This window comes from Haloplanus sp. GCM10025708, assembly GCF_042663985.1.
In the GTDB taxonomy this organism is placed as follows: Archaea; Halobacteriota; Halobacteria; order Halobacteriales; family Haloferacaceae; genus Salinirarus; species Salinirarus marinus.
Genome location: NZ_JBHSZA010000011.1, coordinates 703773 through 716345 on the forward strand (window position 1 = coordinate 703773; position 12573 = coordinate 716345).

Below are 12573 nucleotides of genomic sequence, written 5' to 3' on the forward strand. Positions count from 1 at the left end.
CGTTCCCGCGGACGGGGCTTAAGGGTTCAGCTCAGTCCGAGGGTCAGTACCGCCGTCGCCGCCGTCGCGAAGACGCCGAGGGCGAACAGGGCGTAGTTCCCGACGGTGCTGTCGGCGCGGACGAGGCCGAGCGAGAACCGCCGCTTCGAGAGGGGCCACAGAAACGCCACGCCCATCGGCGTCAACGCGTCCGCGAGGAGGTGTGCGAGAACCGTCAGCGCGCCGATACCGAACCCGAAGGCCGCGATGCCGACCTGCCCCGGGACGCCGAGGCCGGTGCCGACGGCGAATCCCACGCCGCCGAACGCAACCCCGACGAGGGCGGCGAAAGCGAGCGTGTGCGTCGGGCCGCGGTGGGACACTCCGGGTATTTTGACGTCCACGTCGGGGAGCATCGCGAGCCAGAGCATCACCGCGCCGCCGACGAACGCGAGCTCTCCGTAGCCGAGCGCGAGGAGCGCGCCGCCGACGGGGGCGAACAGGAGGAGCGAGACGCCCCAGTGGCCCTTCCGGTACATGCGGGGAGATGCGTCGGCATCGGACAAAAAGTCGGCGCGTTCGACGGCCGTCGGTGCGGCGGCTTCCGGGACGGCGGCCGGCGTCAGGACTCGTTCGCCAGCCGGCGAGTCGCCTCGGCGTACACCCGCGTTCCGGCGACGACGTCCTCCCACGGCGTGAACTCGGCTTCGTTGTGCGTTTTCCCGTCTTCGCTGGGGACGAACACCATCGCCGCGGGCGCGACGTCGCTGACGTATTTGGCGTCGTGGCCCGCACCGCTCACCATGCGCTCGTGGGCGATGTCGAGATCCGAAGCCGTCTCGTCGAGGACGGAGACGACGCCCTCGTCGAACTCGGTGTGTGGGATGTGCCAGAGCTTTTCGAACTCGTGCTCCGCACCGACGCGGTCACAGGCCGTCTGCAGTTCGAACTGCACCCGGTCGACGGCCTCCTCCACGACGGCGTCGTCGTAGCTCCGGACGTCGACGGTGAACTCGGCGCGACTCGGGATGACGTTGATGGCGTCGGGGTCGACGCTGACGCGGCCGACGGTGGCGACGGCGTCGGAAGACAGGTCGTTCGGCATCGCCTCGACGCGGTCGATGGCGTCGGTGGCGGCCGTCAGCGCGTCAGTCCGCTGGTGCATCGGCGTCGGGCCGGCGTGGTCGGCCTCGCCGTGGACCGTCGCCTCCATCCACGCCATGCTGTAGACGCCCTCGACGACGCCGACGCTCTTGCCGAGCGATTCGAGTTTCGGCCCCTGTTCGATGTGGAGTTCGACGTGGGCGTGGACGCCGTGCGGTTCGCACGGTTCGTCGCCATCGTAGCCCGTCTCTTCGAGCGCCTCTTCGACGCTCACGCCGTCGCGGTCGGTGATGGCGAGCGCCTCGTCGACGGGCGTGTCGCCGACCCACGCGGCGCTCCCGAGCATGGCGTGCTGGAAGCGCGCTCCTCCTCGTTGGTCCAGTTGACGATCTCGACCGGGCGGCGCGTCTCCACGTCGGCGTCCTCCATGGCCCGGAGCGTCTCCAGCGCGACGAGGACGCCGAGTTGGCCGTCGTAGCGGCCGCCGTACGGTTGGGAGTCGAGATGCGAGCCGATCAGAACCGGCTCGGCGTCGGGATCGGTGCCCTCGCGCCGGGCGAACATGTTGCCGAGTTCGTCGACGCGCACGTCCAGCCCGAGAGCCTCCAGGTCGGACCGAAACCGGTCTCGGGCGCGCTCGTCTTCCTCGCTGAGGGTGAGTCGGTGTAGACCGCCAGCCTCCGTCGCCCCGATTTCGGAGTACGTGTCGAAGGCGCGGCGGAGTCTGTCTGCGTCGATTGATAACATACCGTACCCGTGAGACGTGTGAGACATAACTGTTTCGCCGAGGCGTCACGCGAATTCGACCGGCGGCGATCGGCCGAAACGCGCCGGGGACGGCGGCGCAGAATCCTTATCACCGCCCGACGTAATCGTTCCCCATGGACACCCCGAAAAACGACGCCGAATCCATCCGCTATCAGGGGAAGGCGGTCGAGGACTCGGCGTGGATCATCGACTTCCTGTCCAGCCAGGAGACCGGCGTGCTCGGTCTCGTCGACGAGGACTCCCCGCATCTCGTGACGCAGCTGTTCGTCTTCGACGGCGAGGAGAGCGCGATCTTCGTCCACGGGGCGCGCGACGGCCGTGCACACGACGTCGTCGATCGGAGCGAACGGCCACGGGCGTGTTTCACGACGAGCGAGAGGGGTCGGTTCATCCCGGCCGACGAGCCGGTGAATTTCACCGTCGAATACGAGAGCGTCGTCGCGTACGGCCCCGTCTCCTTGCTCGCCGACCCGGGGAGAAGCGACGCGTCCTCGAACAGTTCATGGAAAAGTTCGCGCCGCATCTGGCCCCCGGCGAGGACTACGAGCCGATGACCGAGGAGTCCATCGACCGGACGGCGGTCTATCGCCTCGACGTGGAGTCTTGGAGCGGGAAGCGGGGGTCGAAAGCGCCCGACTATCCCGGTGCCTACGACATCGACGACGTCCGGCGGTCGGAGTGACGCGCGACGGTCACCGGGTCGCCCGACGGTGCAAAAAGAGAGCCAGCGCGAACGCACCGCCGCCCGCGAGCGCGGCGACGCCGAACGCGACGCGGTAGCCGAGCAGCGAGTAGACGCGCGTGCCGTCGACCATCGCGCCGGTCCAGAAGGCGTCGAGCGCACCGCCCATCAGGGCGGGGACGACGGCGGCACCGGCGTAGCCCATGCTGTTGATGGCTCCGGAGATGGTGCCGCCCGCCTCGGCGGGGTGTCGCTCCTTGCCGACGGTGTAGACGAGGACGATGCCGCCCTGTACGAACGTCGACCCGAACAGAATCGCGCCGACGGCGAGAAGCGGGGGCTTGCCGAGGGCGGCGATGAGGCCGTAGGCGGCGGCGAACGCCGCCGTCGAGACGACGACGATGCCCGTCCGCGAGGCGGTGCGGTCGGAGAGCCATCCCATAAACGGCGACCCGAGGAGGAGGCCGACGTTGCCCGCCAGCACGTACGCCGAGGCGCGGGCGACGCTCGCGTCGTAGACGTGGACGATGTAGGGGACGCCCCAGAGGCCGAGGACGGTGAAGTTCGTCCCGAGGACGAGAAAGAGAATCCCGCCGAGAACCCAGGTGTCCCGCCGTCGGACGACCGTCCGCGACCGCGAGAGGACGGTCCGCAGGTCGGGGGCCGACCCCGTGTCGCGTCCGTCGGGCGCGTCGCGGACGAACGCGAGGATGGCGACCCCTCCGAGGGCGCTACAGCCGGCCGTGGCGAGGACGGCGTCCCGCCACCCGACGACGTCGACGGCGAGAGCGAGGGGCGTCGTCGCGGCGACGCCGCCGAGGGCGGCGACGGCGATGGTGACGCCGTTCATCGTGGCGAACTCGTCGGCGCGAAACCAGTTCGCACAGAAGCCGAGGATGGCGACGTAGAGGACGCTCCCGCCGAGGCCGACGAGCGCACGGGCGAGAAAGCCCGCCGCGAGCGATCCGGCGAAGGCGAATCCGGCGGCGGCGACGCTCATCACGAGGACGCCCGTCCCGGCCACCGCTCGCGGTCCGTAGCGGTCGGTTAGCAACCCCGCGGGCAACTGGAGGGCCGCGTAGATGTAGAAAAACGAGGCGTGCAACAGGCCGAGTTCCGTCGCCGTCGCGTCGAACGCCTGCGTCAACTCCCCCACGAGGACGCCCGACGAGACGCGATAGAAGGAGAGAAAGAAAAAGCCCACGGCGAGGAGCGTCCAGAAGAGCCACCGACGGGAGTTGCGACCGATCATCGGCGGAGAAGCCGTCGGCTGACGGAAATGAGTGTCGCTTGCGAGGTGACGGCGCGAAAATGGAGGGAAGGCCCACGGAAGGGGGACCTGGGACAGACGTGAAGGGGTAGCTCACTCCTCGACGATCACCGTCCCGTCGTTCGTTCGCCCCTCGCCGTCGCCGCTACGGCCCGCTCGCCCGACTCCGACGGGGGCGACGTCGGTTCGATCGAGTAGCTTTCGTCTCGTGCGTTGCACGGGATTTAGGCCCGCCTAAAAGCACAAAAGCGCATCGGTTTCGGACGGCCTGTACGCCAGTGTCGGGGTGGCGACCGCTCAGTCCTCGCGCAGGAACCGGTCGAACGCGGAGGCGAAATCCCCTCCCTCTCGACGGCTTCTTCCCACTCGACCAGGCCGCGCTCCCGGCGCGTCCCCTGGACGGTGTTGTCGAGGAAGAAGGCGACGAGGCCGCCGACGGCCATCCCGGTGCTACCGACGACGTAGATGGTGTCGGCGACGAGTTGCGTCCCGAGGACGGGCCCGATGACGGCGACGCCGCGCATCCCCTCGCGGAAGGCGGCGACGCTCCCGACGTTCCCCATGTACGCCGGGACGGCGAGGCCGACGAAGAGGGCGACGCCGACGACGAAGATGTTTCGCGAGGAGTCCAGGTCGACGTATTTCAGATTCGAGAGACCGACGGCGACGATCTGTCCGAACATGGCGATGTAGAGACCGCCGACCACGGGGTCGGGGATGGTGGTGATGAGCTGACCGAAGTAGCCGACGAAGCCGACGAAGAGCATAACGACGGCCCCAATCTGGACGACGTAGCGCGAGGCGACGCCTGTGAGTCCGATCGCGCCGATGTTCTCGGAGTAGGAGGTCGACCCCCGTTCCCATGACGCCCGCGAAGACGTTCATGATCCCCTCCATACCGATTCCGTGGTTGATCCGCCGTTCGCTCGGCGCGCCGACGCCCGAGAGGCGGGCGACGGCGTGGTAGTCGCCGAAGCTCTCGATCATCGAGGCGGCGACGCCGGCGAGCATCCCGATGACGTACGAGAGCTGGATCCCCGGTATCCCCCACTGGAGCGGGTAGATCGGGAGGAGCGCGGGCGCGGACGCCACCGACCAGAGGTCGACGTAGCCCGAGGTTCCGGGCTGGTAGACGCCGGCGACGGAGAGCGTCGCCGCGACGCCCCAGGCGACGACGACGCCGAGGAGAACCGGAAATAGCTGGAACGCCGGGTGGCTGTCGCCGAGATACTGCGAGAACAGGACGATGAGCGCGAGCGTGAGACCGAGCAGCCACCAGTTGCCCGTCGCGGCCGTGATCTGTGGCGTGTCGAACAGCGAGAGGCCGATGAGGGCGATGGTCGGTGCGATGACCACCGGCGAGAGGAACTTCCGGAGGCGACCGAACAGTCCGAGATAGCCGACGACGATTTCGACCAGCGCCGCGACGACGATCGCCCCCTGCAACTGGAGCAGGGCGGCCTGCCACGCCACGCCCGTCGGGTTCGTCGCCTGCACGACGCCGACGACGGCCAGCGCCGGCGCGAGCATCGAGAACGGCGCGCCCTGCACGATAGGGTATCGGTTCCCGAACGTCGTCTGTGCCAGCGTGGCGATGCCGGAGACGACGAAGAACGTGCCGACGAACCGCGGCACGAGCGCCTCGGGCATCCCGAGCGCGCGTGCGAGAATGAGCGGTACGGCGATGTTCGCGCCGACCATCGTCAGGTAATGCTGGACGCCCAGCAACGCCGACGTCCAGAACGGCGGCTTGTCTTCGATGCCGTACTCGACGAACGAGGATCGCCCGGACGGTTCGTCCTCGCTCATGTCCCTCCCGTCCATAGCTGTCGGCAAGAGGTGAGGCCGATATAAATCGGTCACCTTTCGATCGCGGGGCGTGAGGACGTAACACCCGGTCGTAGCGAGCGTCGATGTCAGCGGGCGACTCCGGATCGAGCCAGTGGCTCTCCGACGGCGAAACCTTGCGCGCGACGGCGGCGCTCGACGCGGCGCGGTCGTCGCCGAGCGAGTGACTCCGAGGCTCCGGCGGGTCGGCCGAGAGTCGACGCGGGACAGGGTGCCCTCCCGCGATCACTCGACGTCCCAGCCGACGAACTCGTCGCTCGCCTCGATCCCGACGCCGAGGGCGTCGATGACGCGTCCGAGGGCGAAGTAGCCCGCGGCGGTGGCCGCCGCGCCGACCATCGTCTCCGCGTCGAACCGCTCGGAAACGGCCTCGTGGAGCGCGTCGTTGACGCGCCCCTGCGCGACGGCGCAAGCGTAGGCGACGAGCGCTCGTTCGTCCGTCGAGAACGGGGCGCGGTCGTCGCGGGCGATGGCGCTGATTTCGGCCTCGTCGAGGCCGGCGTCGGTGGCGATGTTGACGTGCTGGTGCCACTCGTAAGTCGAGTCGACTTCGGTGGCCGCGGTCAGGATGACGATCTCGCGCTGGCGGTCGGTGAGCCCCGAGTCGGACCAGAGCGCACCGAGGAAGGCGCGAAAGCCGCCGAGCACCTCCTGATTGTTGCCGATCGCGCTGTAGACGTTCAGCGTCTTGCCCGGTTGGAGCGACGAGACGACGAGGTCCTGATACTCGGGGTCGATGTCGTCCTGCGTGACGTACGGGACGCGTGCCATGGGACGTGGAGACGTGGGGTACGAATAATCCTTGTCGTCCCCGGGGTCGTCGCTACCGTCGGCGTCGCGAACGGCGTCGTCGGCCGGGCCAGCCACGGGAGTTATGCCGTTCGGCGGCGTACCAGTCGCCGATGGAACTGCGTCGGCTGGTCCGGGGCCGCGTCGAGTGGCCGCGGCTCGAACGTGTCCTGGACGAACTCGGTGAGCGGTACGACCGAGAGAACATGCGCGTTCGATTCCTCGACGCGGACAACTGGCTCTCGACGCCGATGGTCGTCGACGAGGAACTGTTCGTGAAGGTCGTCTCGAAGCAGAACTCCCTCGTCCACGCCCTCTTCACGACGGGGCGAAATCTGGGCGTCTTCTCGAGCGGGACGGAGGGGTTTTTCGAGCATTTCGGGACGCCCTACGAGATGGCGAAACACGAACTGGAGGCGACCCGAAAGATGCGCGACGTCGGCCTGAACGCCCCCGGCCCATCGAGGCGTTCGAGGTGGACGGCCTCGGCGTCCTCGTGCTGGAGTACCTGCCCGAGTTCCGGCCGCTCGACGAACTCGATCTCGGGGTCGAAGAACACCTCGCGCCCGAACTGTTCGCGGCCCTGCGGACGCTCCACGACAACGGCCTCGCGCACGGCGACCTCCGGGCCGAGAACGTCCTCGTCCTCGACGGCGAACTCTACGTCATCGACGTGACGAACGTCGCCGAGGGCGGCCGGACCGACGCCCGATCGTACGATCTGGCCTGCGCGCTGGCGGCACTGGAGCCACTCATCGGCACGGCGGCGACGGTCGAGGCGGCGCTGTCGGCGTATTCGATCGAAGAGTTACTCGAAGCGCTCGATTTCCTCGATTTCGTCAACATCCGTCCGGATCACGACTTCGACGCGGCGGCGCTCAAAGGCGAGATCGAGAAACGGGCGTCCTGGGCCGTCTCTCGGGAGGAGTACACCCGTGTCCGCCGCTGGCGTCGGAGCGGGACTGCGTTCGTCGGTCGGCGTCGATCCCGGAACGTCGCACCGCCTCGCCTCGTCGGACCGTCGTCGCCGGCGCGGGAGCGTGGACCTGCCGCCACCCGAAAGCGAAACCGCCTAACGCGCGCCGGCACACGTAGCGGTATGCAGGACTCTCCCGAGGTGACGGTCCTCCGTCTCGGTCACCGACCGGGGCGCGACGACCGGATGACCACGCACATCGGCCTGACGGCCCGCGCGTTGGGTGCCGACCGGGTCGTCCTCGTCGGCGAGACGGACGGCCCGGCGGAGACCGTCGAGAGCGTCGTCGACCGCTTCGGCGGGCCGTTCGACGTCGAGGTGCGCGAGTCGTACCGGCCGCTCCTCCGCGGTTGGGAGGGCGGTGTCGTTCACCTGACGATGTACGGCGAGCGCGTCCAGGACGTCGAGTCAGCGGTGCGGGAGCGACACCGCACGGACCCCATCCTGGTCGTCGTCGGGGCCGAGAAAGTCCCCTTCGAGGTGTACGACCACGCCGGCTGGAACGTCGGGGTGACGAACCAGCCCCACTCCGAGGTGGCGGCGCTCGCCGTCTTCCTCGATCGCCTGTTCGAGGGGCGCGAACTCGACCGGGAGTGGGAGGGCGCGAAACGGCGCGTCGTCCCGGAGGCGGCGGGGAAACGCGTCGAGGAGGTCGACGGGGACGATCGGACGGACGGGTCGGCGTAGGCCGACCGCCACGGTGTGCGCTCAAAAGACTTAACAGCCGTTCGGGCGGAACGTACCGTAATGGCTTTTGAGGAGCTTCTGAGCGACCCTGTCATCCAGAAATACCTCCACGAACTGGTCGGACCGACGGGGATGCCGGTCGCCGCTGCGCCCCCGGACGGCGAGGTGACGGACGAGGAACTCGCCGAGGAGTTGGGTCTCGAACTCAACGACGTCCGGCGAGCGCTGTTCATCCTCTACGAGAACGATCTCGCCAGCTATCGGCGAGTCCGCGACGAGGATTCGGGGTGGCTCACGTACCTCTGGACGTTCGAGTACGAGAACATTCCCGAGAACCTCGAAGAGGAGATGTATCGCCTGCTGGACGCGTTGGAAGAGCGCCTCGAATACGAGCGAACCCACGAGTTCTACCTCTCGGAACCGGCCGGACTGCGCTTCGAGTTCAGCGAAGCGATGGAGTTCGACTTCCAGTGTCCCGAGACGGGAGCCCCGCTCGAACCCATGGAGAACGACGACCTGGTCGACGCGGCAGAAGAGCGCATCGAGGAGCTCCGTGACGAACTCAACGTGGACGTCACCCGCTGATGGTCGTCCTCGCAACCAAGTGTTACGTCGAGGGGGCGCTCGCGAGCGTGCGCTGGATAGTCTCCGGTCGCTGGTCGAAAACGACCTCGGCGACCTCGACGTCGAATCGGTCGTCGGCGTCCGAGACGACGAGTTCGTCGCCGTCACCGTCGACGGCCCGGACGCGGTGGCCGCCCGCAACCTCCTGCGCGAGGAGTGGGGTGAGATCCCGTCCCACTTCGCGGACGGCGAGACGTACGTCGGCACGCTCGAATCGTGGTCCGACGACGGGTTCGTCCTCGACGCCGGCGAGGAGGTGCTGATTCCGCGTTCCGAACTCGGCCTCGACCCCGGAACTCCCGCCCAGATTCGCGACCGGTTCGGCCTCGTCCAGCACCTCCCCATGAAATTCGTCTCCGGCGACCCGCCGCGCCTCGCCGACGAGGAGCGCGATCGCCTCTACGAGTGGACGCGCGGCGAGGGCCGCGTCAACGTCAACAGCGCCACCCGCGGCGAGGTTCGGGCGACGGTCAACCGCGCGGGCCACGCCCGCGACATCGTCACGGTCGAGCGCCTCGGCCTCCTCGAACAGAGCATCGTCTGCAAGGAGTCGACCGATCCGCCGGGACTGCTCTCGAGTATCGGCCAGTATCTCCCGGCCGAACTCAAGTGCGTCATTCCATGAACCGACGGGCCCTCGGCGTCGTCGCGCTCGCCGCGCTCGCCCTCACGTCGGGCTGTATGGGCCTGTTCGGATCGAGCCCTATCTCGGACGAGAAACTCGACGCCGAGCCACCGCAGCCGTACGAGTGGACGGCCGACGAGGACGTCCACATCACGCTGACCGAGGAGGCTCGCTTTCTTGCGGTGTACGACCTCAATCGGTCGTCCATCGAACTGTTCCGCCGGGACGGCCTCGGCGGGCGAAACGCCATCCCCGTCTCGGCGGTCCGCTATCGCTACCCCAACGAGACGGTCATCACGGGGAGCGAATTCGAAGCGCGGGGCGGAGCAGTGATGCGGAGCCAGGAGCGAGTCACCGTCGAACTCCCCGACGACGCGAACGCGTCGGGGAACTCGCGTTCACGTCCGAGAGCACGCCCAAACGGTTCAGCCTGCCGACGTTCGTGAAAGGCTCCTACGAGGTGGTGTTGCCGCCGAACAGGCGGGTCGAAGCGTTCCTCTTCGGGAAAGTATCACCCCCGGTCACGAGGTGACACGATCCGGCGGACAGACGCACATCCGCTGGGAGAACGTGACCGCCGACACCGTCTCCGTGCGGTACTACCTTCAGCGCGACCTGCTGATATTCGGTGCCATCGCCGCCGTCCTCCTCGTCGTCGGCCTCGGGGGCGCGGTCTACTACAAGCGTGCCATCGAGGCGCTCCGGGAACGGCGCGAGGAGATGGGCCTCGACGTCGACACCGAGGACGACGACTTCGGGCGCAATCCGCCGCCGGGGATGTGAGACGCCCGGCGCACTCCGACGCCGGAACGCGATGGATTCTGGACGCTCGTCGCCGAGAGGTAAGCCGACTGCTCCGCGGGCGGGCCACTTTTACCCTCGCTCGTCGAAGGGGCGGTATGCGAGTCGCGGTGGTCACCGTCGGAGACGAACTACTGCGCGGTGACACGGTTGACACGAACGCGACGTGGCTCTGTGATCGCCTGGACGAACGCGGCGTCGACGTCGAGCGGGTGACGACCCTCCCCGACCGGATTGCCGACATCGCCCGCGTCGTCAACGAGTATCACGCCGAGTACGACGCGGTCGTCGTCACCGGCGGCCTCGGCCCGACTCACGACGACGTGACGATGGAGGGCGTGGCGGCGGCGTTCGGCCGCGACGTCGAACCCCACACCGAAGCGCTGGAGTGGCTCACCGAACACGGGGGTACCACGCGGCCGACCTGACCGAAGGGACGACCGACCTGCCGGCGGGGGCGCGGATGATCCCGAACGAAGTCGGCGTCGCCCCGGGGGCCGTCGTCGGGAGCGTCTACGTCCTGCCGGGCGTGCCCGAGGAGATGAAGGCGATGTTCGAATCGATAGCCCGGGAGTTCGAAGGGACGCCCACCTACTCGGAGACGGTCCACACCACGGAGCCCGAGAGCCAGCTCTTGGACCGGATTCGGGGCGTACAGGAGGAGTTCGACGTGACGGTCGGCAGCTACCCCGGCGACGGCGTCCGGCTGAAGATCACTGCCGTCGACCCGGCGACGGTCGAGGCGGCCGCCGACTGGCTGCGCGACCGTGTCGAATCCGAGGACTAACGGTAGAGATACAGCAGCCAGAGGGCGGTGATCAGCAGGCTCACGACGAGGACGACGCCTCCGGTTTCGGCGGCCGGGAGCGATGCACCTTCCGTTGCGAGTGGGATCATATTAGGGGCTTCCGTCGGCACCCGCTTAAGTGTTCGAGTTTCGCGGCTCGGCGGGCGTCGCCCCTGGAACGACAAGGGATTTATTCGCCGACCTCCATCCTTCGCCCATGGTCGGAGCCATCTCTGACGCCCTCGCGTGGGTCGTCGTCGCGCTCTTTCTCGCAGGGAGCGTCGCCGACGCCCGCGATCGGACGCTCGCCCGCCGCCTGACGGTCGGGGCGTGGGTCGCGTTCGCCATCTTCTGGCTCCAGCTCGTCCCCCACTTCGCCTTCGAGCAGAAGAGCTACGTCGAGGAGTTCTCTCGCTGGCCGCCGTGCCGGCGTCGCTGTACGCCGGCCACCTCCTCTACGAGGGGCGTGATTCGCTGCTCGTCCTCTCGCAGGCCGTCGCCGTCATGGGACTGGTCTATCTCCCCTTCGAGACCATCCCCGCCCTGACCGTCGCCGGCCTCTCGGTTCCCGCGCCGCGCGACGTCCTCATCCGCGTCGTCACCGATCAGACCCGCCTGTCGATGGAACTGCTCGGCTACGAACCGACGCTCGTCCGCGGCGACGAAGGCCTGCTCAACACGTTCCGGTTCGTCACCGCCGACGGCCACGTCATCCTCTTTTCCATCGTCCTCGCCTGCACGGGGCTGGGGAGCATCTCGATTTTCGCCGGTCTCATCGCCGCCGTCGACGCCCCCTCGGACGCAAACTCCGCGCCCTCGCCGTCGCCGTCCCCGTCATCTACGCCCTGAACCTCCTGCGGACGACGTTCATCAGCCTCGTGTTCGGCAAGCAGTACATGCAGTGGTTCGTCGACGAGATCCTCTTCCTGTTCGGGTCGACGGACCCGTACATGGTCTCGTTTTTCATCTCCGACCGCATCATCAGTCAGGTGCTCGCCGTGTTCGCCCTCATCGGGGTGACCTACCTCGTCGTCCGCGAACTCCCCGAGCTGCTGACCGTCGTCGAGGACGTCCTCTACATGCTCACCCGCGAGGAGTACGACCTGCGGGAGTCGCTCGATCTGCCGGGCTACGGCGAGCGGGCGGACTGACGGCGACCTGATGCGAACGCTCGCCGCGGTCCTCGTCGTCGTACTCCTCCTCGGAAGCTCCGTCCTCGTCGCGGACTCCCCGTACGACTCGAACGTCGAGTCCGAGGAGAATCCGTTCGCCCCGGAGCGACCGGCGACGCTCGACCGCACGACGGCGACGGCGTATCTCGTCGACTACGAGCGGACCCGCCTCTACAACGACCTGCTGAGTTCGCGGGGCCACACCGTCGACGGGGGCGACGACGTCCGAACGAACTGCACCGCCGTCTCACGCGAACGGGTCACCGAGGACCGATTCCGCGTTCGGCTCCGCTGTCGCGGGGAGATTGCGGACGTCTACCGACTCGTCCAGCCGACCGGGTTCACCTACACCGTCACCTACCGGCTAACCGCGAACACGCAGGAGCAACTCGCGATTCGCGGCTACCCGTACGCCGAGCGAGACGACCTCCGTCCGCGACCGCGGCCGGCGAAGTGAGGCG

Annotated in this window: 11 protein-coding genes and 6 pseudogenes; 10 read left to right on the forward strand and 7 right to left on the reverse strand. The window is 68.1% G+C overall.

Annotation, left to right across the window (positions count from 1 at the left end; translation table 11 throughout):
- Positions 1–26: 26 nt before the first annotated feature.
- The 3 genes from ACFQJD_RS06920 to ACFQJD_RS06930 form a co-directional block, all read right to left on the reverse strand.
- A complete protein-coding gene (locus ACFQJD_RS06920) occupies positions 27–518 on the reverse strand; it encodes a metal-dependent hydrolase (protein ID WP_379797103.1) in 492 nt (163 codons plus the stop codon).
- An 83-nt stretch (positions 519–601) separates the two neighbouring features.
- Positions 602–1429 carry a Zn-dependent hydrolase gene (locus tag ACFQJD_RS06925; protein ID WP_379797105.1) on the reverse strand — a complete coding sequence of 276 codons (828 nt, stop codon included), beginning with the start codon at positions 1427–1429 and terminating at the stop codon, positions 602–604.
- Positions 1354–1830: a M20/M25/M40 family metallo-hydrolase gene (locus tag ACFQJD_RS06930; protein ID WP_379797107.1), complete on the reverse strand. Its 477-nt coding sequence runs from the start codon at positions 1828–1830 to the stop codon at positions 1354–1356. Before ACFQJD_RS06930 ends, ACFQJD_RS06925 begins: the two co-directional genes overlap by 76 nt.
- Before the next feature lie 134 nt (positions 1831–1964).
- Here ACFQJD_RS06930 and ACFQJD_RS06935 point away from each other — a divergent pair, with 134 nt between their 5' ends.
- Together ACFQJD_RS06935 and ACFQJD_RS06940 are read left to right on the forward strand one after the other, a co-directional pair.
- Positions 1965–2405, forward strand: a complete 441-nt coding sequence (locus ACFQJD_RS06935) for a pyridoxamine 5'-phosphate oxidase family protein (RefSeq protein ID WP_379797109.1) — start codon at positions 1965–1967, stop codon at positions 2403–2405.
- Entirely contained in the window at positions 2402–2533 is a 132-nt protein-coding gene (locus ACFQJD_RS06940) for a hypothetical protein (protein WP_379797111.1), read from the forward strand. The genes ACFQJD_RS06935 and ACFQJD_RS06940 overlap by 4 nt, the downstream gene beginning before the upstream one ends.
- 10 nt (positions 2534–2543) lie before the next feature.
- On the opposite strand, the gene ACFQJD_RS06945 is transcribed toward ACFQJD_RS06940, so the two are convergent.
- From ACFQJD_RS06945 to ACFQJD_RS06960, 4 genes and pseudogenes are all read right to left on the reverse strand, one after another.
- Positions 2544–3785: an MFS transporter gene (locus ACFQJD_RS06945; RefSeq protein WP_379797113.1), complete on the reverse strand. Its 1242-nt coding sequence runs from the start codon at positions 3783–3785 to the stop codon at positions 2544–2546.
- 111 nt (positions 3786–3896) lie between these two features.
- Positions 3897–4022, reverse strand: a complete 126-nt coding sequence (locus ACFQJD_RS06950; protein WP_379797115.1) for a hypothetical protein — start codon at positions 4020–4022, stop codon at positions 3897–3899.
- A 78-nt stretch (positions 4023–4100) separates the two neighbouring features.
- A pseudogene (locus tag ACFQJD_RS06955) lies at positions 4101–5612 on the reverse strand (uracil-xanthine permease family protein).
- 264 nt (positions 5613–5876) lie between these two features.
- The gene (locus tag ACFQJD_RS06960) at positions 5877–6422 is read right to left on the reverse strand and encodes a carboxymuconolactone decarboxylase family protein (RefSeq protein WP_379797117.1); all 546 of its coding nucleotides are present in this window, start codon (positions 6420–6422) and stop codon (positions 5877–5879) included.
- A gap of 131 nt (positions 6423–6553) precedes the next feature.
- Between ACFQJD_RS06960 and ACFQJD_RS06965 the strand changes: the two are divergent.
- The 8 genes and pseudogenes from ACFQJD_RS06965 to ACFQJD_RS07000 all read left to right on the forward strand — a co-directional run.
- Positions 6554–7347: pseudogene (locus ACFQJD_RS06965) on the forward strand (RIO1 family regulatory kinase/ATPase); the annotation flags it as partial.
- A gap of 192 nt (positions 7348–7539) precedes the next feature.
- Positions 7540–8103: a tRNA (cytidine(56)-2'-O)-methyltransferase gene (locus ACFQJD_RS06970; protein ID WP_379800434.1), complete on the forward strand. Its 564-nt coding sequence runs from the start codon at positions 7540–7542 to the stop codon at positions 8101–8103.
- A 60-nt stretch (positions 8104–8163) separates the two neighbouring features.
- On the forward strand, positions 8164–8688 hold the full coding sequence (locus tag ACFQJD_RS06975) for a transcription factor (RefSeq protein ID WP_379797119.1): 525 nt from the start codon (positions 8164–8166) through the stop codon (positions 8686–8688).
- A pseudogene (locus tag ACFQJD_RS06980) lies at positions 8688–9352 on the forward strand (DUF2110 family protein). The gene ACFQJD_RS06975 and the pseudogene ACFQJD_RS06980 overlap by 1 nt, the downstream one beginning before the upstream one ends.
- Positions 9349–10135: pseudogene (locus ACFQJD_RS06985) on the forward strand (DUF5803 family protein). The pseudogenes ACFQJD_RS06980 and ACFQJD_RS06985 overlap by 4 nt, the downstream one beginning before the upstream one ends.
- 116 nt (positions 10136–10251) lie before the next feature.
- Positions 10252–10940 (forward strand): annotated as a pseudogene (locus ACFQJD_RS06990) (competence/damage-inducible protein A).
- 217 nt (positions 10941–11157) lie between these two features.
- Positions 11158–12091, forward strand: a pseudogene (gene artA, locus ACFQJD_RS06995) (archaeosortase A).
- A 10-nt stretch (positions 12092–12101) separates the two neighbouring features.
- Entirely contained in the window at positions 12102–12569 is a 468-nt protein-coding gene (locus ACFQJD_RS07000; RefSeq protein ID WP_379797121.1) for a hypothetical protein, read from the forward strand.
- The last annotated feature ends 4 nt before the right edge of the window (positions 12570–12573 follow it).